Source organism: Saccharopolyspora thermophila (assembly GCF_014646075.1).
Classification (GTDB): Bacteria; Actinomycetota; Actinomycetes; order Mycobacteriales; family Pseudonocardiaceae; genus Saccharopolyspora; species Saccharopolyspora thermophila.
Genome location: NZ_BMMT01000019.1, coordinates 44061 through 66145 on the forward strand (window position 1 = coordinate 44061; position 22085 = coordinate 66145).

20 protein-coding genes are annotated in these 22085 nt (G+C 71.9%); 7 read left to right on the top strand and 13 right to left on the bottom strand.

Translation table 11 applies throughout. The features are described 5' to 3' along the window. Positions 1-3: 3 nt before the first annotated feature. The 9 genes from IEY17_RS21800 to IEY17_RS21840 all read right to left on the bottom strand — a co-directional run bounded on the left by IEY17_RS21800 (position 4) and on the right by IEY17_RS21840 (position 11803). On the bottom strand, positions 4-1251 hold the full coding sequence (locus tag IEY17_RS21800) for an FAD-dependent oxidoreductase (RefSeq protein ID WP_188990717.1): 1248 nt from the start codon (positions 1249-1251) through the stop codon (positions 4-6). Further along, on the bottom strand, positions 1248-2909 hold the full coding sequence (locus IEY17_RS21805) for a prenyltransferase/squalene oxidase repeat-containing protein (protein WP_188990726.1): 1662 nt from the start codon (positions 2907-2909) through the stop codon (positions 1248-1250). Before IEY17_RS21805 ends, IEY17_RS21800 begins: the two co-directional genes overlap by 4 nt. After that, positions 2906-3919, bottom strand: a complete 1014-nt coding sequence (locus tag IEY17_RS21810; protein ID WP_229680407.1) for a UbiA family prenyltransferase — start codon at positions 3917-3919, stop codon at positions 2906-2908. Before IEY17_RS21810 ends, IEY17_RS21805 begins: the two co-directional genes overlap by 4 nt. Before the next feature lie 2 nt (positions 3920-3921). Further along, on the bottom strand, positions 3922-4929 hold the full coding sequence (locus IEY17_RS21815) for a polyprenyl synthetase family protein (RefSeq protein ID WP_188990728.1): 1008 nt from the start codon (positions 4927-4929) through the stop codon (positions 3922-3924). Continuing rightward, the gene (locus tag IEY17_RS21820) at positions 4926-5987 is read right to left on the bottom strand and encodes an aminotransferase class I/II-fold pyridoxal phosphate-dependent enzyme (RefSeq protein WP_308424016.1); all 1062 of its coding nucleotides are present in this window, start codon (positions 5985-5987) and stop codon (positions 4926-4928) included. The genes IEY17_RS21815 and IEY17_RS21820 overlap by 4 nt, the downstream gene beginning before the upstream one ends. Before the next feature lie 264 nt (positions 5988-6251). Then, positions 6252-7388, bottom strand: a complete 1137-nt coding sequence (locus IEY17_RS21825; RefSeq protein ID WP_229680409.1) for a glycosyltransferase — start codon at positions 7386-7388, stop codon at positions 6252-6254. Between the two features lie 44 nt (positions 7389-7432). Then, complete coding sequence (locus tag IEY17_RS21830; protein ID WP_188990732.1) at positions 7433-8188, bottom strand: FkbM family methyltransferase; 756 nt, start codon at positions 8186-8188, stop codon at positions 7433-7435. Positions 8189-8555: 367 nt separating this feature from the next. Then, positions 8556-10676, bottom strand: a complete 2121-nt coding sequence (locus IEY17_RS21835; protein ID WP_188990734.1) for an amylo-alpha-1,6-glucosidase — start codon at positions 10674-10676, stop codon at positions 8556-8558. Next, a complete protein-coding gene (locus tag IEY17_RS21840) occupies positions 10673-11803 on the bottom strand; it encodes a glycosyltransferase family 4 protein (RefSeq protein WP_229680410.1) in 1131 nt (376 codons plus the stop codon). The genes IEY17_RS21835 and IEY17_RS21840 overlap by 4 nt, the downstream gene beginning before the upstream one ends. 645 nt (positions 11804-12448) lie before the next feature. Here IEY17_RS21840 and IEY17_RS25615 point away from each other — a divergent pair. The 3 genes from IEY17_RS25615 (at position 12449) to IEY17_RS21855 (ending at position 14938) form a co-directional block, all read left to right on the top strand. Further along, positions 12449-12763 carry a hypothetical protein gene (locus tag IEY17_RS25615; protein WP_229680411.1) on the top strand — a complete coding sequence of 105 codons (315 nt, stop codon included), beginning with the start codon at positions 12449-12451 and terminating at the stop codon, positions 12761-12763. A gap of 259 nt (positions 12764-13022) precedes the next feature. Continuing rightward, the gene (locus IEY17_RS21850) at positions 13023-14057 is read left to right on the top strand and encodes a zinc-binding alcohol dehydrogenase family protein (RefSeq protein WP_188990806.1); all 1035 of its coding nucleotides are present in this window, start codon (positions 13023-13025) and stop codon (positions 14055-14057) included. A 227-nt stretch (positions 14058-14284) separates the two neighbouring features. Further along, positions 14285-14938 carry a DsbA family protein gene (locus IEY17_RS21855; RefSeq protein WP_229680413.1) on the top strand — a complete coding sequence of 218 codons (654 nt, stop codon included), beginning with the start codon at positions 14285-14287 and terminating at the stop codon, positions 14936-14938. A gap of 102 nt (positions 14939-15040) precedes the next feature. Here the strand turns inward: IEY17_RS21855 and IEY17_RS21860 are convergent, their stop codons facing one another. Together IEY17_RS21860 and IEY17_RS21865 are read right to left on the bottom strand one after the other, a co-directional pair. Continuing rightward, positions 15041-16090 carry a polyprenyl synthetase family protein gene (locus IEY17_RS21860; protein ID WP_229680415.1) on the bottom strand — a complete coding sequence of 350 codons (1050 nt, stop codon included), beginning with the start codon at positions 16088-16090 and terminating at the stop codon, positions 15041-15043. 127 nt (positions 16091-16217) lie between these two features. Beyond that, positions 16218-16586 carry a pectate lyase gene (locus tag IEY17_RS21865; RefSeq protein WP_188990812.1) on the bottom strand — a complete coding sequence of 123 codons (369 nt, stop codon included), beginning with the start codon at positions 16584-16586 and terminating at the stop codon, positions 16218-16220. Positions 16587-17019: 433 nt separating this feature from the next. Here IEY17_RS21865 and IEY17_RS21870 point away from each other — a divergent pair, with 433 nt between their 5' ends. From IEY17_RS21870 to pqqC, 4 genes are all read left to right on the top strand, one after another. After that, on the top strand, positions 17020-17490 hold the full coding sequence (locus IEY17_RS21870; protein ID WP_188990736.1) for an MSMEG_3727 family PQQ-associated protein: 471 nt from the start codon (positions 17020-17022) through the stop codon (positions 17488-17490). A gap of 13 nt (positions 17491-17503) precedes the next feature. Then, complete coding sequence (locus IEY17_RS21875) at positions 17504-19189, top strand: PQQ-dependent dehydrogenase, methanol/ethanol family (protein WP_188990738.1); 1686 nt, start codon at positions 17504-17506, stop codon at positions 19187-19189. 29 nt (positions 19190-19218) lie between these two features. Continuing rightward, positions 19219-19329, top strand: coding sequence for a pyrroloquinoline quinone precursor peptide PqqA (gene pqqA, locus IEY17_RS21880; RefSeq protein WP_188990740.1), 111 nt, complete (start codon positions 19219-19221; stop codon positions 19327-19329). A 79-nt stretch (positions 19330-19408) separates the two neighbouring features. Beyond that, positions 19409-20101 carry a pyrroloquinoline-quinone synthase PqqC gene (pqqC, locus tag IEY17_RS21885; protein ID WP_188990742.1) on the top strand — a complete coding sequence of 231 codons (693 nt, stop codon included), beginning with the start codon at positions 19409-19411 and terminating at the stop codon, positions 20099-20101. A 5-nt stretch (positions 20102-20106) separates the two neighbouring features. On the opposite strand, the gene IEY17_RS21890 is transcribed toward pqqC, so the two are convergent. Beyond that, positions 20107-21117 carry a sodium:calcium antiporter gene (locus tag IEY17_RS21890; protein WP_188990744.1) on the bottom strand — a complete coding sequence of 337 codons (1011 nt, stop codon included), beginning with the start codon at positions 21115-21117 and terminating at the stop codon, positions 20107-20109. Positions 21118-21367: 250 nt separating this feature from the next. Beyond that, positions 21368-22039: a GntR family transcriptional regulator gene (locus tag IEY17_RS21895; protein WP_188990746.1), complete on the bottom strand. Its 672-nt coding sequence runs from the start codon at positions 22037-22039 to the stop codon at positions 21368-21370. Positions 22040-22085: the final 46 nt, after the last annotated feature.

The window sequence follows — 22085 nt, forward strand, 5'->3', positions numbered from 1 at the left end:
CGCTCATGCCCAGCTCGGCAGCCGCCGGGCCCGCGGATCCGGCAGCACCCCGAGCTGGTGCAGCCGGTCCAGCGGCGTCAGCGGGTGCACGCCGAGCCCGGACATCGTGTGCATCACGGTGTAGCGGATCCGGTCGTTGCGCCCGGTGCCGCGCAGCGCCCGGCGGCCCACGACCCGGCCCACCCACGACAGGTCGGTGATCATCCGCGCCGCGTTGTGGCTCGTCCGCCCGACGTGCGCGAGATTCGCGCGCCGGGCGGCCGAGTACCGCGCGAGCGCGTGGTCCACCACGGCGGGGGCCAGTGACCCGCCCTGCCGCAGCATCGCGGCGAGTTCGTGGGCGTCGGCGATCGCGCTGTTCATGCCCTGCGCGGCCATCGGGTGCACGGCGTGCCCGCTCTCCCCGACCAGTGCCAGTCCCGGTGCGGCCAGCGAGGGCGCGAGAAACCGGGACACCGGCAACACCTGCCGTCCGGCGAGGCTCACGCGTATCGACTCCGCCAGCGGTGCGAGCGCGGGAGTCTCCCGGACCAGGCCGGTGGCCCAGCGGTCCAGCCCGTCGGCGTCGAGCCCGCGCAGCTCGTGCGCACCGGTCTGTGCGTAGAGTCGGATGCGACCGTCCGGCAACGGATAGCGCAGCCGCAGCCCGCGCGGCGTGACGTAGGCGGAGAAGTCGGGTTCGACGGCCGGGGCGTCGTGCAGTTCCAACGCGACCAGCCGGTGGGGGTAGTCGTCGCGGCGGAACTCGATCCCGGCAGCGCGACGCAGCCGGGACGACACGCCGTCGGCGGCGACCACGAGCGCCGCCTCGACGACGTCACCGGCCAGCCGGACGCCGGTGACCCGACCACCGGCGGACGCCAGGCCGGTGACCAGTGCACCGCGGCGGAACTCGACGCTGTCCGGCAGGGACTTCTCGAGCGCCTCGAGGATCACCGCATAGTCGTGGGCCAGCAGCCAGTTGTGCCGCGCGGGCAGGCGCGCGTAGTCGAGGACCATCTGCGCGCGTCCCTCGGCGTCGCGGGCCACCAGCTTCTCGAGCCGTAACGCCCCAGCCTCCGCCAGCCGTGGTAGGACACCCCACTCGTGCAGGATCGCCAGCGATCCCGGCTGGAGCACTTCTCCCTTGGCGACCGGCCGCACCCGCTCCTGCTTGTCCAGCAGCAGCACGCGCCGGCCCAGCCGACCGAGCGCGCACGCGGCCGCCAGCCCGGCGACGCCCGCACCACACACCACGATGTCGTAGGTCATCGCGCCACCGCCTTCCGGTAGCGGGCGAGGGCTTTGAGCGCGAGACCATGCGCCAGCGCGGGATTCGGGTACCGGCACACGTGCCGCACGTACTCGTTGACGTTCGCGGCCGGCCAGCCGCCGCCGGGCAGCCGGTGCGCCAGCAGCCAGTCCACACCGGGCCGCACGGCATCCGGTTCCGCCCCGGCGGCGAGCAGCGCCGACACCGCCCACCCGGTTTCCTCGACGGTTCCGGGTTCGCCGTCGCCGGTGCCCCACGAGCCGTCGGGCAGCCGTGTGCGTTCGAGCCAGGCCCGCGCCCGCCGCGCCGGTTCACTGCCCGCGGCACCGGCCTTGGCGAACGTCTGGAGCACGGCCGAGGTGCCTGCGGTGTGCATGCGGTACCAGACGGACTCGTAGCTGCCGTCCGGCCGCTGCGCCGTGGCCAGCCAGCGCAGCGCACGGCGGACGCGGCGGTCGTCGGCGGGGACGCCCGAGTCCAGCAGCCCGTCCACGGCCTGCGCGGTCATGTGCGGGCACGGTCCGCTGTTGGCCACCTTGGTGTTGCGCACGCACAGGCCCCACGAGCCGCGGGTGTCCTGCTGCAGCGTCAGCCACGTGACGCCGCGCCGTATGGCGTCGGCCTGGTCCACGCCGGGCAGGTGGTTCAGCACGGACAGCACCTCGCCGGTCTCCAGGGTCGCGGGCCAGCCGCGGGTGCCCGACCAGCCCCAGAACCCGGGCGGGCAGCCGAACGCGGTGAAGGGCCGGTCCTGCTGCAGGCGGAGGAAGAGCTCCTTGGCGGCGGCCAGCCGCGGGTCGTCGGCGTACCCGGCTTCGAGCAGCCCGGCGGTGGCGTACACCGTCCAGGTCAGATCCAGCGGGCCGCTGGACCACGAACCGTCGGGCGCGACCATCCGGCGGAACCAGCCGACGGCGCCCTCCACCATGTCACTGCCCAGCCCGGCGCGGGCGAGCCCGGTGCAGATCAGCCCGGTCACCCAGGCGTCCTCGCACCAGGCACCGGTGCTGCCCTCGTGCTCGTAGACCTGCCGGATCACGGCAAGCGCCTTCGGCTCCGCCAGCCTCGCCAGCGCCCGCTGCAGGCGGGTCAGCGGTTTGTGCCGCGTCTGGGCCAGGCCGAGTGCGGAGACCATCGGGGCGCGCAGGTCGAACAGCCGCCGGTACAGCCCGGGCAGCAGCGCGAGTTCGAGCGGGAACCGCCGCATCTGGCGCGGGTCGAGCCAGCCCGCGAAGCCGTAGAACTGGCGGCACCAGGCGACGACCTCCGCGTGCGGGATCGCCTGCAGGTCCCCGGTCCTGCGCATCCACTCCTGGCCTGCCTCGACCTCGGCGGCGTTGCCGCGCGGATCCACCAGGTGCAGTACCGCCGACGCCACCGCCGTCGGCCCGGACTCGGAGGCGCCGCCGGGCACCATCGCCCAGCCGCCGTCGTCCGCCTGAGTGCGCTTGAGCCAGCCCACACCGGCTTCGATCAGATCCGCCGCCCCACCGGGATCGGCGAAGTGCAGCGCGCACACCGCGCCGACGGTGCCGAGCGTGGAGGTCAGGTTCGCTCCGCCGTAGTCGAACACCCCGTCCGCACGTTGGGCGGCGAACAGCGCCTCGGCGCCTTCGGTGATCGCCTCGGTGATCCGGTCAGCGCGCAGAAAGGTCATGCCGGGTCCTTTCCCCCGGCCGCCACCGCGGCGGGCGGGAACTCGTGGTGGGCTCGCATCAACGCCTGGGTGAGCAGGGAGAACAGCAGGACGGGGAGCACGAGTGCGACGGCGAACCGGCCGCCGGCGGCGCCGGCGACGACCGCGGCGGCGAGCACGAGCCGCTCGGCCACCAGCAGTTCGTGTGCACGCAACGCGGTCCGCGCGGCCACGACGTCGCCCGCGCGCAGCAGCGGCGTGAACGCGCAGGCCCCGCAGGCGGCGGCGACAGCGGTGAGCGCGAGCTGGGCGGCCGGGTCCGCCACCGCCCAGGCCGCGCCGAGCACGACCAGCAGGAGACCTCCGGCGTACAGACGCAGCGCGAGCCGCACCGCGTGCCGGACGCCGCAGCGGACCGGCACCGAGCGGTATCCCCCGGCACGGTCGCCGTCAACGTCGCGGATGGTTCCCACGAGGTTCGACGCGGTGTCGTGCAGGAGGAAACCCACCACCACCGGCAGCAGCCTCCACGGCGGCCACGGCGCGGCCACCATCGCACCGATGACGAGGGCGAGCGCGGTGAGCCCGCCGCGCGCGAGGTTCCCGGCGATGCCGCGTCGCTTGAACACCGTGCTGTAGCCGACGATCCCGGCCATCGCGGCGACGAACAGCGGGACGATCCGCCAGTTCGCCGACAGCACCAGCACGGCCGAGAGGGCCGCGCACACCAGGCCGCCGCGCAGCGCGGCCGCAATGGACAGCCGTCCGGACGGGATCGGCCGGTGCGGTTTGCCGATCGCGTCGAGACCGCGGTCGAAGTAGTCACCGAGGTAGTGCCCGGACAACCAGCCCAGCACCGGGGCCAGCGCCGCGGCGACCAGCGTGCCCGGCCGGTCGGCGCCGCCGGCCACCACGGCCCCGGCGAGCCCGAGCAGCCCGGGATAACAGGACGTGTAGGGCCGCCAGGTCTGCACGTGCGCCAGGACCGACCGGCCGATCCGCCGCGGCAGTCCCGTGGTTGCCAGCGCCACGGTCAGCGGTCCCGCCGCACCGCGAACTCGGCCATCGCGCCGAGCAGACCGGCTGCCTCCGCGACCGGCAGCACGCCGAGCCCGGACTTCGCCAGCCGCACCTCCTCCCGGGCGCGCGCCAGACCGAGCTCCAGCGCCCCCGTCGCCGCCACGACCTCACGCAGGGCGGCCAGCGCCGCACCGGGCGCGAGCTCGCCCGCCAGCACCCGCTCGATCCGCCGCCGCTCAGCCGGCCCGCCCTCACGGTGGGCCAGCAGTACCGGGAACGTCGCGCGGCGGTTGGCCGCGTCGCTGGTGCCCGGTTTCCCGGTGACCGCCGGGTCGCCGAGGAACGGCAGCAGATCGTCGTACATCTGGAAGGCGAGCCCGGTGTGCTCGGCGAACTCCGCGACGACGTCGACCTCGCCGACCGTGCCGCCGCCGAGCACCGCACCGGCCTGGCAGGCACCGCGGAACAGCGCACCGGTCTTCAGCGCGGCCACCCTGAGGTACGCCGTGAGACCGCTGCCCGGCGTGCCGGGTCCGGGAGGTACCAGCAGCCCCTCCTGCACCTGGCCGCGGCACAGGTCCTCGCCCGCCCGCGCGAGCATGCGCACCGCGGTCACGATGTCGGCTTCCGGCGCCGCGCATTCGGCGAGCGCACCGAACAACCTGATGATCAATGCGTCCCCGATGACGATCGCCGCGGGCACGCCGTAGCGGGCGTGCACGGACGCCCGGCCGCGGCGGGTGTCGTCGCCGTCGATGATGTCGTCGTGTACCAGCGTCGCCGCGTGCAGATACTCCACCGCCAGCGCCGCGGGCATCACCGCCTCCCGGTCGCCGCCGACGGCCTCGGCCGAGGCCACCAGCAGCAGCGGTCGCAGCAGCTTCCCCGGGGACAGCAGCGCGTAACGGGAGATCTCGTCGAGGTGTTCCCCGGTGGCGGGCCAACGTTCGGTGAGGGCGCGCCGGACCTCCGCCGCGACCGGGGACGCGGCGACCTCGTGGCTCAGGGCGTCGGTGGTCATCCGGCGAACTCCTTGGCGGCGAACTCCTTGGCGAGCATCAGCACCGCGTCGTTGGCCTCCGGTGTCCCGGTGCTCACGCGCACCCCGGCACCGGCGATCTCGCGCACCGCGACGCCGTTGGCGGCCAGGTACGCCACGAACGGCTTGCTCCGCTCCCCCAGCCGCAGCCACAGGAAGTTGCCGCCGCTGGGCGGGACGTCCCAGCCCAGTTCGAGCAGTCCGGCCCGCACGCGGTCGCGTTCGGCCGCCACCGCGCGGCAGCGCTCGCGCATCGCGTCCTCGGCGTCGAGCGCGGCCAGCGCCGCGGCCTGCGCGACCGTCGGCACGCGGTAGAACGGCAGCGTCGGCCGCAATGCCGCAGCCACCGGTTCGGCCGCCACCAGGTAGCCGACGCGGAGTCCGAGCAGGCCGTGGGACTTGGAGAAGGTGCGCACGACGGCGACCCGGTCGTCGGCCGCCGCGAGGGCGAGCCCGTCGGCGATCCGCGCGGGGTCGGCGAACTCGCGGTATGCCTCGTCGATCAGCACGAGCACGTGCGGTGGCAACGCGGCGAGGAAGTCGGCCAGCTCCGCCTCGCCGAGCACCTCGCCGGTCGGGTTGTTCGGGTTGCACAGCAGCACGACCTTCGTCTCCGGTGTGACGGCGTCGGCCAGTGCGGCCAGGTCCTGGCGGTCGCCGTCCGAGGGCACCGCGACCGGTTCGGCCAGGGCGTTGCGGATCAGCAACGGGTAGAGCTCGAACGACGGCCAGGCGTGCAGCACGGCCGCGCCGGGACCGGAGTGTGCGGTGAGGAACTGCTGGAGCAGCGCGCCCGAACCGGCACCGGCGACCACCCGCTCCGGTGCGATCGCGAACCGCTCCGCGATCGCACCGGTGAGGCCGGTGGCCAACGCGTCGAGGGTGAGGTGCATGGTGCGCAGACTGCGCTCGGCCGCCTCGAGCACGCCGGGCAATGGAGGGGAACAGTTTTCGTTCAACGACAGCTGATGGATGATCTGGGCCACGCGAATGTCGGCCTTTCCCGTGCCGCGCACAGGCTTTCCGTTGCCTGCCGCCACATTCCGGTTCAGTCACGGTCAGTGTGCTGGCCACCGTGATCAAATGTCAAGAAGCGTGAAAGCACCTTTTCCAGGGACGAACGGGGGTTCCGCACTACCGCGAACGGGGGCGCAACAGAAAGGAATCGTGTTTCTTCGGGCAGAAACCCGGACATTTTCGCGCACAGTTCCGCTGGCGGATCGACAACCCGAGGGCATTGTCGTAGGATCGCGCGCCCGACGAGGGAGCGTTTCGCTTCCCGGGTGGTGCGGTCGGTTCCCGGCTCAAACCAGAGCGGCGATGTCCTCGGCGAGCACGTCGAAGCCCGGCGCGTCCCGCACCTGTCGGGCGAAGTTCGCGGCACGACACCGGAAACCGTCGTCGGCGAGCACGCGGTGGACCGCGTCGGCCAGTGCTTCGGGCGTCGCCTCGGTGGGGCCGACGTGCAGGCCCAGGCCCAGGTCGGTAACGCGACGCGCGTTGTCCGGCTGGTCGGCGAACAACGGCACGTTCACCATCGGCGTCCCGGCCTGCAGCGCCTCGTGGACACCGCCGAATCCGCCGTGCGAGAGCAAGAGCGCGGCCCCGCCGAGCAGTTCGCGCTGTGGCGCGAAGGACACCAGCCGGACGTTCTCCGGCCGCGGCCCGGACCAGGTGTCCAACGCCGGGCCGACGGACACCAGCCCCCTGCACGGCAGTTCGCCGAGTGCCGCGACCATCGCGGCGAGCAGCCGCGGGGCCTCCGGTATGACGGTGTGCGCGACCGTGCCGAGGCCGGCGAGCACCAGCGGCCGTTCAGCCGAATACGAAAACCCTTGTGGCGAAGGGATGTTGGGCCGATAGGACCGCAGCGACGGCACGCGCAGCCACTCCGGGTACCACGCGGCGGGCACGACGGCGGCGAGCAGACCGTCGTTCGGCCGCCACGGATCGTCCGACGGCGCGACGCCGAGATCGGCCAGCTGGCTGTTGAGTACGCCGCGCAGGACGGGCAGGTGCGCCGACGAGTACGGCGCGATGTCGAGCACCGCTCGAGGCAGCCCGAGCCGTTCCGCGGCGAGGTAACCGCCGAACTCGTTGCACTCCCGGACAATCACGTCCGGCCTCCAGCGCGCGGCCGCCGCGATCAGGTCGCGGGCGAAGATCCCGGCCAGCGGCCCGGCGAACGCCCTGGTCAGCGGACCGGGGTCGGCGCGGGCGCGCTCGGTCTGCGCCTCGTCCTCCCCCTCCGCGCCGGGCATGCCGGGACTGGTGCGGAACGCTGGGTCGGCGAGCAGCTGTTCGAGGGTGCGGACGTTCGGCAGCGGCAGGTGTTCGACGCCGTGCCGCGCGAGTTCCGCGGCCATGGCCGGAGCGGTCGCGACGCACACGGCGTGTCCGGCGCGCCGCAGCGCGTGCGCCACCGGGACCACGATCGGCACGAGGTGAGAGTAGTAGGGCAGGCAGGTGAGGACGATCCGCACGGTCACCGCCGCGCGTAGACGGTTTGGGTGCCCAGGTCGCCGAGCACGTCGCCCGGCTGCTCCGAGGTGACGGTGAACCCGCGTTCCGCCAGCACGGCCGGGGCGCCGGCGAAGTCCTGCACCTCCAGCACGACCTGCCGGATCCGAGCCCAGTCGTGGTCGTCGATACCGGCGAGCGCGTCCGCCTCGGAACCCTCGATGTCGATCTTCACCAGGTCGATCGGGCCGGACGGGCCGACCTCGGCGAGCACGTCGGAGAGCCGTTCGACCGGCATCCGTACCTCGTACCGGTCCGCGAGCAGCCGTCGGCGGTGCGCGCGTTCCTCCGGTGTGCCTGCCAGCTCGCCGATCCGGGCCTTCTGCTCCGGGTACCGGGTGGAGTTGCCCGGCAGGTCGAGGAAGTACGTGAACGCGACGTCCGGCTCCGCCCGCGCACCGAGCGCCCGCCGCAACGGCGTGACACCGGTGGCGCCGTGCCGGTCGAGGTTGGCGAGCAGCGCCTCGTAGGTGCGGGGCATCGGTTCGATCGCGACCACCCGCGCCCGCGGCCAGCGCTGCTTGACGTACAGGGTGAACAGCCCGACGTTCGCGCCGACGTCGACCACGACCGCGTCGTCGTGGAGCGCCAGTCCACCGCGCAGGTAACAGTTGCCGCGGAAGATCTCCGAGTAAATGAATTTGATTTCGGTCGTGTCCCCGGATTCCGGCATGTAGCACCCGAATCCGGCGTCGAGCTCGACGTACCGGAGCCCAGCCACCGGCACCGCCACCTTTCCCACCACGTCCGGCGGCCCAGCCTAGGAACGCCCGAGCGGAGGGTCAACCGCCGAACCGTGACAGAACCGGTTCAGCGGGTCGTGGTTCTGGCCGACAACCGGTGCCGCGGCCGCTTACGTGCGGCTCACCCCCGACGACTCGGTCCACTTCGGACCGTGCGAGATCCGGACGCCAGCACGGTCAGTGCCTACCGCGCCCGCGGGCCTGCGGCTCCCCCGCCCGCGGGTCGTGCGGCTCGCCGGATCCCGCGGGTCGTGCGGACGAAGTTCCCCACTTCAGGCGAATTTGGGAGCGCCACGAGGACGAGGTTCGCACCGCGGAGGCGGATCGGGTGCGCGCCGTGGCCGCTTATTCCTCCTTGTGCAGTTCCCAGTCCTCCGGTAGTCCGCGCACCTCCGCCGTGGTGCCGTGGGCCTCCAGGTGGAGCGTCGTCGCGCCCAGGCGGAGGTCGGTGAGCACGAGGCGTCCCCACCGGTCCGGCAGGTGCGGGCGGAGGTGGAGGCGGCGCCGCGGCACGTGCGGTTCCAGGCCGAGGAACGACCGCACCAGCAGCAGCGGGGCCGCGCTCGCCCACGCCTGCGGCGAGCAGGACGTGGGATACGGCACCGGCGGGCTGAACTCGTCGCGGGAGAAACCGCAGAACAGTTCCGGCAGCCTGCTCCCGAACGCCGCCGCCGCGTCGAGCAGGCCGGTCGCCAGCCGCTGGGCCAGCTCCGCCGCCCCGGGCAGGTGCGCGTAGCGGAGCAGACCGGCCACGGCGATCGCCGTGTCGTGCGGCCACACCGAGCCGTTGTGGTAGCTCATCGGGTTGTAGGCGCCCATCGACGCCGACAGCGTCCGCAGGCCGAAACCGCTGTCCATGTCCCGAGTTCCGAGGTTGCGCACCAACGCAGCGGCGTGCTCGTCGCTGGCGATACCCGACCACAGGCAGTGCGCGGCGTTGCTCGTCAGAGCGTCCACCGGCTGCTTGCGGCCGTCCAGCGCGACGGCATACCACCCCTGCTCCGGCAGCCAGAACGCTTCGTGGAACCGGGCGCGCAGGTCCGCCGCCCGGTCCCGGCACCGTGCGGCGGTGGCCGGGTCGTTGAACGCCTCCGCCAGTTCGGCCCGGGCGAGCCACGCCGCGTAGACGTAGCCCTGCACCTCGCACAGGGCGACCGGACCGGTGGCCACCCGCCCCGCCGCGTCGTTGATGCCGTCGAAGCTGTCCTTCCAGCCCTGGTTGACCAGGCCGCGGTCGGTCGCCCTGCGGTACTCCACGAAACCGTCGCCGTCCCGGTCCCCGTAGCCGTCCACCCACCCCAGCGCCGCGTCCGCCGCGGGGAGCAGGAAGCGCACCTGGGCCTCGTCGGCACCCCACCGCCAGCACTCCGCGAGCAGCATGACGAACAGCGGTGTCGCGTCGGCGGTGCCGTAGTAGTGGCTGCCACCGAGCACCTGGTCGTGGTCGGGGCCCAGGCGGGACTCGTGCAGGATGCGGCCCGGCTCCTCCTCGGTGAGCGGATTGACGCGCTTGCCCTGCGACTCGGCCAGCTTCGCCAGGGTGCCCAGCGCCAGGTCCACGTCCAGCGGCAGGGCCATCCAGGCGGTGAGCAGGCTGTCCCGCCCGAACAGCGTCATGAACCACGGGGCGCCGGCAGCCACGAAGGGCCGGCCGTCGTGGCTGCCGTCGTGGATCTGCAGCGCGCCCAGGTCGCTTTCGGTGCGGTGCAGGACCTGTGTGAGCACCGGGTCGTCGGCGGTGACGACCGTGCTGACCCGCCGCCACGCCTGCATCTTGCGCGCCGGACCGGTGTCCTCGACCTCGTCGCCCCGGTCGAACTGCGGCCGCACCCGGTGGTTGCCGACGCTGGGCTGCACCACGATCTCGGTGTCCCACCGCCCGCGTGCCGGGACGACCACGCGCCAGGTCAGCGCGCCCGGCGCCACCACCGGGTCGCCGGAGGCGTTCACCGACAGGCCGCGCAGACCGTCGGACCGGTCGCGCAGCAGCAGTTCCGCGCCGGCGACGGTGACCTCGGCGCCGCCGTGCCCGGCACGCCCTTCCTTGACGGCGAACAGATCGGCGAAGTCCGCGTCGACGTGCAGCGAGAGGCTGGCGACCGTGGCCTCCGATCCGAGGTTGCGCAGTGTGATCCGCTCCCGCAGCCCGTCCGCGACCAGGCGTTCGCGGACCAGCAGCAGCGTGCTGTCGGCCTGCCCGGGTTTCGGCGGGCGGCGCAGCACGAACCGCGCCGCGAACGCGTCTGCGGAGATCACCGTCAGCGGGAACGGCGGCTGCCCGTCCAGGCGCAGCTCCCAGCGGGACAGCAGCCGCGCGTCGCGGAAGAACAACCCGTGGGAGCTGCCGGGGCGGACGTCGCCGCAGGAGTCGGACAGGCAGAAGGTGCTGCCCTCCACCAGGGTCACGGTTCCCCCGACGGTCGCGACGGGCACTGGCTCCCCGGCGTTGAACACCCCAGGGGTCATGGCCGGTCCCCTGACGCCTGCAGGGTCGGACCGCCGTCGCCCGCCCGGTCGTAGGCGCGGTCCAGAGCGGAGTCGAGTGCGGCGTAGTCCCGGCGCAGCGCGCTGAGCTCGATCGCACGCCGGTAGGCGGCCTCGTAGCCGGCGCCGAGGCCATCGACGTCGAAGTGCTCGGCGACGTGCGCCCGGCACGCGGCGGGATCGAGCTCGGCGACCTCGGTCAGCGCCGCGGGCAGCTCGGCCGGATCGTCCCGCACCAGGCCGGTGACGCCGTCCACGACCACCTCGGGCACGGCGCCGGACCGCAGCGCCACGACCGGGGTGCCGCAGGCCATCGCCTCGATCATGACCATGCCGAACGGCTCCTCCCAGCGGATCGGGAACAGCAGGCACCGCGCGGACGCCAGCAGCTGCCGCTTCTGCTGTGCGTCGGCGACCCCGAAGACGTGGTCGGACTCGGTCAGCCGGGGCCGTACCTCGCGCTCGAAGTATTCCTTCTCGACCGGTTCGGCGCACTTGCCCGCCAGGACGAGCCGCAGACCCGCCGCGTGGGCCGCCTCCAGCGCCAGGTGCGGCGCCTTGTCCGGGTGGAAGCGACCCAGGAACAGCGCGTAGTCGTCCTTGTCCGCCTGGAACGGCCAGTCGGCCACGCGCACGGCGTTGTGCACGGTCGCAACCCAGTTGAGCTCCGGGGCCAGTTCCCGCTGCCGGTTGCTGATCGCCACCAGGTGCACGTCCGACCCGAGATGCTGGTAGTAGCGCTCCATGTCGGGGACCACCGGTCCGTGCACGGTGACCACGGTCGGCACGCCGTAGGCGGGGACGTTGAGCGGACCGGCGAGGGTGTGGTCGTGGACCACGTCGAGCCCTTCGGTCCTTGCGAGCCGTTCGACCGCCCGGCGGACCGCGATGGCGTGCATCACCTCCGGGTAAGGCTCGCCCAGCAGTTCCGGCACGGTCCGGTCCCAGACGGGCACGAACCGCGCTTTGGTTCCGGGGCGCCCGGCGCCGAGGAGCGTCACGGCGTGGCCGCGTGCCACCAGCGCGTCGGCGAGGTCGGCGACGACCGCTTCCACGCCGCCGTAGGCCCGCGGCGGCACGTCGAAGTAGGGCGGGGCCACCAATGCCACGCGCAGCGGACGACCGGCTTCCGGGATGGACCGGACCCCGGCCTTCGAAACAGGTCGAACGGGCCACGCAGGACGATGCGCGCTGCTCAAGCTGCCTCCTCAAGCCGCCAGGCGAGCCACCGCCTGGTTTTCAGTTAGCACTCCCCCACAAAGAGTGCTAACACGCGTCGATGCCCCCGACAAGCGAACACACGCGGCCATTTCATGTGAAACAGATCACATGTAACGCGAAAAGAGCTGCGCCGCAGTCGGTTTCGTCTCTCAGCTCACACAGCCCGACGCGCCCGCGTCCTGTGAGGACAGCAACAAGCGGACCGCCCCAACCACTCGCGGCGCCGAGGCGGGCGGGACAATCGACGCGGACCCCGCTCTTCGGCGATGCTCTGCCGCAAGATGCACCGGGCGCTCCGATCCGCTGACGTGCCCCCGCACACCGAGCACAGTGGACGGAGGTGACCGCCGCGACCGAAGTTCCGCGGAACGCTTTCTGGCGGAACGCTTTCTGATCGGCACGCGGCACCGGGACTTCTTGCCGTTGCGCCCCTCGCCGCGTGGTGCCTACGTTCGGGTCGCCGGGGTCGTCGACCTCGGCGCGCCGGCCGCGCACCGGGCACGCCCCGGCCCGAGATCAGGCGAGGAGGATTCATGGCAAGCCCTCAACGCACCCGATCAACAGGCGGCCGGGCCGCCGGGGCCCAGCGAGCGAAGGCCGAGACCAGCCACGGCCCGACCCTCCACCTCCCCGGGGTCACCGCCGAGTTCCACCGCCCGGACCTGCACGTGCCGAGCCGGCAGGATCTCGACAACGCGGTCAGCACCGCACGCCGGTACCTGCCACCACCGGACCAGCTGACCTACTACGCGGGCCTGGGCCTCGTCGCGGCCCTGGGCGTGATCGAATGGCCGGTCGCCGCCGCGATCGGGATCGGCACGGCCATGACGGGCCGAGCCGCCCGGTAACCCGCGGCGGACGCCGCGGGTTACCGGCGGCCGCCGGCAGGCCACCGCGCTGGCGCCTGGAGGTCAACCTCCGCATCCTCGATCTTTCAGACCAGGGTGGTCGCTGCGACGCGGTGAGCCTTCCCGGCTTCGCGATGCCCCGCGTGCCATGCGGGGCACCGCGTGCCGTGCAGGCGGACCCGCCTGGCTCGTGCGTGGGTACCCGTGGGTCAGGACCGATGGGAAGGATCCGCTCGTGACGTCATCCGGCGTGCCGAGGATGCGGGCGTGGAGCGTGCGCGCACCAGGCGCGATCGAGACCGGGCCGTTGAGCTGCCAAGAGCGGCCCGTGCCGACTCCCGCGCGGGACGAACTGCTGGTCGAGGTCCTGGCGTGCGGGGTGTGCCGGACCGACCTGCACGTCAGCGAGGGTGACCTGCCGGTGCACCGCGAGCACGTGGTGCCCGGCCACGAGGTCGTCGGCCGGGTCGTCGCGCACGGCGAGGACGCCACCACCTTCCGGGTCGGCGAACGCGTCGGTGCGGCCTGGCTTCGCCACACCTGCGGGGAATGCGCGTTCTGCCGCCGGGGCGACGAGAATCTCTGCCCACGATCCCGCTACACCGGATGGGACGCCGACGGCGGTTACGCCCAGTACACCACCGTGCCCGCGGCCTACGCCTACCGACTGCCCACCGAGATCGACAGCGTCGCACTCGCGCCACTGCTGTGCGCGGGCATCATCGGCTACCGCGCACTCCGCCGGGCGTCGCTGCCGGAAGGTGGCCGACTGGGCCTCTACGGGTTCGGCGGCAGCGCCCACCTGTGCGCACAGGTTGCGCTCGCGCAAGGCGCCCGAGTCCACGTCCTCACCCGCGGCGAAGCGGCACAGCGACTCGCCCTCCAGCTCGGCGCGACCTCCGCGCGCGAGGCCTACGACACACCGCCCGAACTCCTGGACAGCGCGATCCTGTTCGCCCCGGTGGGAGACCTGGTTCCGGTCGCCCTGCGCGCGCTGGACCGAGGCGGCGTGCTCGCCATCGCCGGAATCCACCTCACCGACATCCCCGCGCTGAACTACGAAAGGGAGCTGTTCTACGAAAAGCAGCTGCGCAGCGTCACCTCGAACACCCGCCAGGACGGGCAGGAATTTCTCGAACTGGCCGCCCGCCACGGGGTGCGGGCCACGACCCACGCCTACCCGCTGGGGGCAGCGCAGCAAGCGCTGCAGGACCTCAAGGCGGGCCGCTTCGACGGTGCGGCAGTGCTCGTCAACGAAGACGCGGCACCCGGCCCGGGCGCGACCGGCGCCTGAACCCGGCCCCAGCGACAGGAGGCCACAGTGGTCACCCAGCTCGACGGCCACGCCGCTGCGCTGCGTGCGGAACTCGAACCGGGCACCTCCGTGCGCACCACGCACCGAGCACGGCCAGCCATTTTCAGTCCTCAGTGGACCATGCTCTCGGCAGATGGTGTGGCCGGGACACGTCTGCTCCTCCGCGCAGCGCACGGGGTGCCGGGTCCGCGTCCGGCTGGAGCGGAATGATCGCCAGGAACAACGCCACCCCGGCTCGTGTTGACCCGGGCATGACCGCCACGTTCTCCGTCACCTGGGACTACCGGTGCCCGTTCGCCCGCAACGCGCACGAGCACCTGCTCACCGGTCTGGCCGCGGGCGCCGACTGGCAAATCCGCTTCCTGCCGTTCTCGCTCGGCCAGGCACACGTCGAGCCGGGCGAGACCAGCGTCTGGGACGAACCCGCGCAGGACACCGGGATCATCGCCCTGCAGGCCGGTGTCGTCGTCCGGGACGAGTTCCCGGAGCAGTTCTCCGGGGTGCACCGCGCCCTGTTCGCGGCTCGCCACGACAAGGGGCTGCACCTGGAGGACCGATCCGTGATCCACCATGTCCTCACCGAGGGTGGGGTCCCCGCCGACGCGGTGTTCGCCCGCATCGACGACGGATCGGCTTTGCAACGGGTGCGCACCGAGCACGAGCAGTTCGTGGCCTCGCACAACGTGTGGGGCGTGCCGACCTTCATCGCCGACGACCAGGCGGTGTTCGTCCGGCTGATGAAACGCGCACCGGTGGGCGCCGACGCGGCCGAGTCCGTCCGGACGATCGAACGCGTGGTCGACCTGCTGACGGAGTGGACCGACCTCAACGAGTTCAAGCGCACCTCCGTCCCCCGCTGACCAGACGATGTCCGCGTGCGATCCGTCGGCCACGCCTCCGGGCTGGCGACGCCTGACTGGCGATGCCTGCGGCGGGTACGAGAGCGGGCAGAACCGGCTCCGTCACCGGATCCGTCCGATCAGTGACCGGCCCAGCGCTTCGAAACCGGCGCGGATCTCCGCGGGCATCGGCACCGAGGCGAGGCAGTCCGCAACACCCGTCAGGTGCCGCGCGGCCTCGCGTTCGGTGAACTCCCGCCCACCGGCGTCCTCGACGAGCTGCGCCGCGAGCCGCAGGTCGGCGTCGGTCCGCAGCCCGGCGTCGAGCAGCGCCACCAGGCGCGAGCTCGCTGGGGTTTCCGCGGCCAGTGCGGCGATGATCGGCAGCGTCTTTTTGCCCTCTCGCAGATCCCCGAACACCGGCTTGCCGGTCGCCGTCGGATCGCCCCAGATGCCCAGCACGTCGTCGGTGCACTGGAAGGCCAGTCCCAGGTGGCGTCCCAGTCGGTCGAAGCACCCCGCGACCGCGTCGTCCGCCCCGGCTAACAGGGCTCCCGCGGACGCCGAAAAGCCCAGCAGCGCACCGGTTTTCGCTACCGCCATCACCTCGTACTCGGCGATGCGCACGGCGTGCTCACCCGCCCAGGGCCGTTCGGTGAAGCGGATGTCCTCAACCTGACCGATAGCCATCTCCCGCATTGCAGCGGCGAGGCGTTCCGCCGCGGCGGCACCGGTGTTCGGGCCGCTCCCGCCGAGCAGAACCCCGAACGCTTCGGAGTGCAGTGCATCCCCGATCAGAATCGCCGCCGGGACGCCGTACGCCTTCCACACCGCGGGCTGGCCGCGCCGCAGTTCGTCGCCGTCGACGATGTCGTCGTGGATCAGGCTGAAGTTGTGGACGAGTTCGGCGGCGGCAGCGGCGGGCACCGCGTCCGACGGGGCGCCGCCGACCGCCTCCGCGGCAAGCACCGCCAGGGTCGGCCGAATGGCCTTGCCCGCGGCGAAGGAATCCCCCGACTGCCAGCCGAAGTGGTACGCGCCGATCCCCGCCAGCGCCCCGCCGAGCCGCCCGACGGCGGCTCGCAGCACCGGTTCGGTGAGCTCGCGAGCGCGTCTGCTCGCACTCATCACCACGTCGTGATCACTGTCCGCGATCACTGTCATCCTCGTCATGATCGGCCTCTCTCCTGGTTCTCGAACTCCCCGGGCACGATCCACGCTATGGGCCCGGAGCGTCGATGGGATCGGCCGAAGTGGCAGCCGAGATCAACCGATCGGCCGGGAAAGCGGTCCCGACACCTCATACTTTCGGCCTAAGTGCTTCCGGTGCCTCGTGGCGCCCAGCGCACCGCGGCGCCGCGGAAACGGCGGCGAAAACCCCGGCCGTGCCGGTGGTCGCGTCCTCACCGAGGTCCTCCCACACCACGTTCCACAGGGTGCAGCCGCCCCGGGCGGTGCGTCCGTCCGCTGCGGACACTCCGATAACCACAGAGGACACTGTGGCCACGTCGTCCGGGACGACCGTGGCGGGCTGCCCCTCGCCCTGGCCGCCGTCGCCGAGACCGCCGGTGCCGTGGTAGCGATCACCGTTGCCGTCGAAGACCGCGCCGGACCCGACCTCGATGGCGGCGGCCACCGGATCATCGGCATTGCGGTGCCGAACAGCGATTCGACGACTTACACATGGGAAACATCAGCGAGACGCTCGTTCCCTTCCACCGCAAGAAGGCGTGTTTAGCGAGCTGAAGCCTTCTCGAAAACATGATGTTCGTGCTGGTCAGCAGCCATTTCTGGGCTGCTCAGCGCCTTACGCCGGGTGCGGCGGCAGAGCTATCCTGCACATGCGGTGGGATCCACGCGACGGGGGGAGGTGTCGGGTGGCCCGGACAATGCTGGTATGCCGAGCGGTCTCTGCCGACCGGATGCGCGCCCGCTCCGGTCACGCCGCGGACCACCGCTACACCCGCAGGGAAAGTCCCCAGCAGTCACCGCACGATCTGCACGCCAGTCACGGACGGCAATCGCGGCCCGGGCGCGCACGCGCCGCCGATCACGACGGCATTACTGCCGGTGGATGAATGTAACACGAGGAGGCGAATCCGATGGCGACCACCGCGAAGGAACGGGAGCTGTCGGCGTTGGTGAGCGAGATCGGCCTGGACAGGCAGAACGGGGCGATGCTGGGGCGCCTGGTGACCCATGGGAACCTCGGGTACGCCCAGGAGGAGTCCGGCGGCCGCATGCGCGCCCAGATCCGGATCCCGCCCGACGAGCTGGTCTGGGATCCCGCGATCCTGATCATGCCGCACGGCGGCGAACTCGAACTTGAGATCATCAACGATGACCAGAACACGCACTGCGCGCTCCTCCCGAGCAACGGCGACAGCAAGTTCATCTGGTTGCCGATCCACTCTCGGGGACGCGCCGTGCTCGATCTCGACGGCCCGGGCTGCTACTGGTACAGCTCCCCCGTTGGCAACGACGAAGGCCGGGGTCTCACCGGTGTGATCGCCGTGCTGGGAGACGCCCCGCAAGAGGCCCGCCTGGACCGCCCGGACCAGCCACGACCCTAGGAAGGAGCCGGTGATGACGGAATACGTGGATGCGGGGGAGGCCGTCAACCAGGCGTCCTTGAGTGGTGTGGTCGGCACCGCGCCGCCGGTGGCCCGCGACGTCACGTACGACCGCATTCTCCAGGCCCGTCAGGAACCGCAGAACTGGCTGACCTACTACGGCACCTATGACGGGCAGCGGTACAGCTCGCTGGACCAGATCAACCGGGACACCGTGCGGCGCCTCACACCCGCGTGGGTGTTCCAGTCCGGCGCGGCGGGACTGCACGCGGGCCCGTCGACGTACTCGTTCGAAGCCGCCCCGCTCGTCGTGGACGGCATCATGTACGTCTCGGGCTGGGACGGCTACGTGTGGGCCGTCGACGGCCGGACCGGCCAGGAGCTGTGGCGGTACAAGCACGCGATCCCCTACGACACGACACTGTGCTGCGGCAACGTCAACCGCGGAGTCGCGGTGGCGAACGGGAAGGTCTTCGTCGTCACGCTGAACGCCCATGTGCTCGCGCTGGACGCGACCAACGGCAACTGCCTCTGGGACGCCACGTACGGTGACGTGCGGGCCGGGGAGAGCGCCACGGTCGCACCGCTGGTGGTGAAGGACCTGGTCGTGGTGGGCAGCTCCGGCGGCGAGTTCGGCGTCCGCGGCCACCTCGACGCCTTCGACCAGGAGACCGGACGGCACGTCTGGCGCCGGTACACCGTGCCGAAGCCCGGCGAGCCCGGGGCCGAGACGTGGCCGGACGGCCCGGCCTGGACGCGGGGCGGCGGGAACTGCTGGGTCACGGGCACCTACGACGCGGAGCTGAACCTCATGTTCTGGGGTACCGGCAACCCGGCGCCGGACTTCGACGGAGGGGTGCGCGAGGGCGACAACCTCTTCACCGACAGCGTCATCGCCGTGGACCCGGACAACGGCGAGATCCGCTGGCACTACCAGTACAACCCGCACGACCTGTGGGACTACGACAGCACGATGGAGAACATCCTGTTCGATCAGGATGGGCGCAAGCTGCTCGCGCACTTCGACAAGAACGGGTACTTCTACGTGCTCGACCGCACGAACGGCGAGCTGGTCCGGGTGGCTCCCTTCGTCGAACGGATCACGTGGGGCGAGGTCGACCCCAACGGCAAGATCACGCCCAAGGTGTTCCCGGACGAGGAGGGCAAGGAAGTCCACTTCTGGCCCGGCCCGGCCGGGGGCAAGGAGTGGACGCACGCGGCCTACAGCCCGAAGACCCAGCTGTTCTACGTCCCGGTACAGGACGTGGGCGCGAAGGTCACGCGGCGGCGCCGGGAGTTCAGGGAGAGCATCCCCTACTGGGGCGCGAGCGTCACCGTGGACTCCGACGACATGCGGGGGGCGCTGGCGGCGTTCGACCCGTCGACCGGTCGGCAGGTGTGGAGCTACCCCAACGACGTGCCGATGTGTGCCTCCGTGCTGGCCACCGGCGGTGACCTGGTGTTCGCCGGCGAGCCCACCGGCGAGTTCGACGCGTTCGACGCGGAGACCGGTGAGCTGCTGTGGCAGTTCCAGACCGGATGCGGCCACCACAGCAGCCCGACCACCTACAGCATCGACGGCAGGCAGTACCTCGCCGTGCCGGTCGGGTGGGGCGCCTGGGTCGAGGGGTTCCTGCCCTCGATGCTGGGGGCGCCGCACGGTGACGCGCTCTTCGCGTTCGCGTTGGCGCCGGAGTAGCCCCGGGAACCGGAGAGGAGGTGCCGGATATGGACGCTGTCACCGCTCGCGCCGAGCTCCTCGAGTGGGAGACCCCGGAGTTCGAGGACATCGGGTGCGCGGCCGAGGTGACGATGTACGTCGCGCAGTTGGAGGACTAGCAGATCCACGGGCGCCGGGGCTTCCCGGTGCCCGTGCGGTCGCCTGGGGCGCACAAGCGGTGGAGGTGCGGCTGGACCCATGACGACGACGCCCCTCGACACCGACGGCTTCGTCGCGGCGCTGCGTGCCCAGTCGCGGCGCTACCACGACCAGCACCCGTTCCACGTCAGGATGAACGCGGGGCAGCTGAGCCGCCGGCAGATCCAGGGCTGGGTGGCCAACCGCTTCTACTACCAGCAGAACATCCCGCGCAAGGACGCCGCCATCCTCAGCAACTGCCCCGACGTCGGCGTACGGCGGCGATGGGTGCGTCGCATCCTCGACCACGACGGCACCGCCGATCGCGAGGGCGGCATCGACGCGTGGTTGCGCCTGGCCGAGGCGGTGGAACTGACCCGCGCGGAGGTCTGCGACGAGCGCCACCTCGTGCCCGGCGTGCGCTTCGCCGTCGACGCCTACGTCACGTTCGCCCGCACCCGGCCCTGGGTCGAGGCGGTGGCGTCGTCGTTGACCGAGCTGTTCGCACCGGACCTGATGGCCGAGCGGCTCGCCGCGTTCGAGCGCTGCTACCCCTGGATCGACCGCGACGGGCTCCGCTACTTCCGCACCCGCCTGGTCCGCGCGCCCCGCGACGCCGAACACGCCCTGCAGGTCGTGACCGAGCACTGCCGGTCGGCCGACGAACAGGAACGCGCCGTCGCGGCACTGTCGTTCAAGTGCGAGGTGCTGTGGAGCATCCTCGACGCCATCGATCAGGCTTTCCCGGACTGAAGCCGTCACAACTCCACCGGCGCTTCCCCGAACACGGCGAAGCTGACGCCCCAGTAGACGGCGTAGAGGGCCAGCAGCACGCAGCCGTGCCACCGCTTCAGCCGCCCCGTGCTGAAGAAGTACGCGGCGAGTGCGGTCAGGACGATGAGCACCGGCAGGTGCCACGTCAGCACCTCCGGACCGACCACGATGGCGCCGCCCGCGAGGAGGATGACACCGAGCTTGCCGGTGACCGAGAAGACGAGGCTCCCGATGACGTTGCCGACCCCGATCGCCGGCACTCCCTTGCGGAACGGCTCCGCGGTCAGGAACACGTCCTCGACGGTCAGCACGGCGGTGACGATGGTCGCGCCGAAAATGGTGCCCTCGATGCCGTACTCCTCGAGGATGCCCCGGGTCCCAACGCTCACGGTGGCCGCGCCGATGACGAGGCCGGCGAGCGCCACGACCACCATCCCCAGATTCGCCCAGCCGGGCAGCGCGCGCGCTCGGGCCAACGGCACCTCCGCGGGGAAGGACCGCTCCGTCCGCGAGTCCATCGCCTCTTCGGACAGCTCCGCGTTGCGGAACGTCGGCGTCTGGCGGCGCGACTCCCGCGCCACGACGTAGGCCACGAAGCACGCGAAGAGTCCGAGCAGCACCAGCCCGTCGACGACGGTCAGCGGAGCGGTCAGCACGAACGCGGTCAGCACGAGCGGCGAAGCGACGAAGAGGACGATGTAGTCGCGCGGCACCCGCACCTCCACCGGGGCGAGGATGGCGGCGAGCCCGAGCACGACGCCGGTGAACGAGATCGCGGTCCCGAACACCAGGCCGAGCGCGACGTCCTGCAGGTCCTCGATGTTCAACGCCACGCCGAGCACGATGTCGTCGAACTCGATGCCGGTGAAGACGATCGCCAGGAGGAACGCGGAGATCCGCAGGCTCATCGCCGCCCCCGCGAGGTACCCGATCAGCTTCTCGGCGCTGTAGATGAGCAGCATCGCCCCGGAGATGAAGATGAACACCGAGTCCATGGCGTCAGTTCCTCTCACCGCGCGGAAGCCGGCAGGCCGACGGGGAACCCAGCGGCCGCCCTGGACTCCCCACCGCCTCGTGCTGCCCAGCATCGAGGCAGCCACGGCGCCCCGCAGCACCAGAGCGTCCCTTCGCACACTCGGTCGGCGGCCCGCGGACGAGAGGAAGCGATCGGGCTGTGCGGGCGAAAACCCGCCGTGGCGCGGCGGATTGCGGAAGTTCTGCCGGGCGCGCCCGGATTGGCGCCGATCAGTCCACGGTTGACACCGGGTCGGCGGGGGCCGGCATGTCGTGGATGTGCGCGGCCACCGCCTCGCAGGCCCGCTCCACGTTCCCCGACCGCAGCGCCTCGAGCAGGCGCGCGTGCTGCTCGGGGACGGCCTTCACCGACGGGTGCGCCGGGGCGTCGCGGCGGAACTGGGCGACCAACCGGGGCTGGATCACGTTCCACAGCTGCAGGCAGTGCGGGTGACCGGACCTGGTGATGAGGAACGCGTGGAACTCGACGTCGGCGTCGGCGAGCCCGGCATAATCCTCGGCGGCCGCCAGCTCCGCCATGCGGTCGACGAGCCCGGCCAGGTGCGTGAAGTCGTCCTCGGTCAGCCGCGGCAGCACCGTGCGCACGGCGAAGCGCTCCAGGGTGAGGCGAATGGGCACGAGGACCTCGGTGACCTCCTCCTGCGAGATGCCCAGGACCTCGGTTCCGCGGTAGGGGTAGGAGACGACCAGCCCTTCCTGCTCCAGCTGACGCAGCGCCTCGCGGATCGGCGCCCGGCTGATGTTCAGTTCCGCCGCGAGGTCGCGCTCCCGCAGCTTCTCCCCCGGTTGCAGGGTGCCGTCCACGATGGCCGCGCGGAGCACGTCGGCGACCTGGTGGCGACGCGAGGTGGACGGTAGGGCGGGCAGGGGGCTCCGGGGCATTGGTGCAGCGGGCTCCTTCGTCGAGCGCGGACGGGCACAACTATAG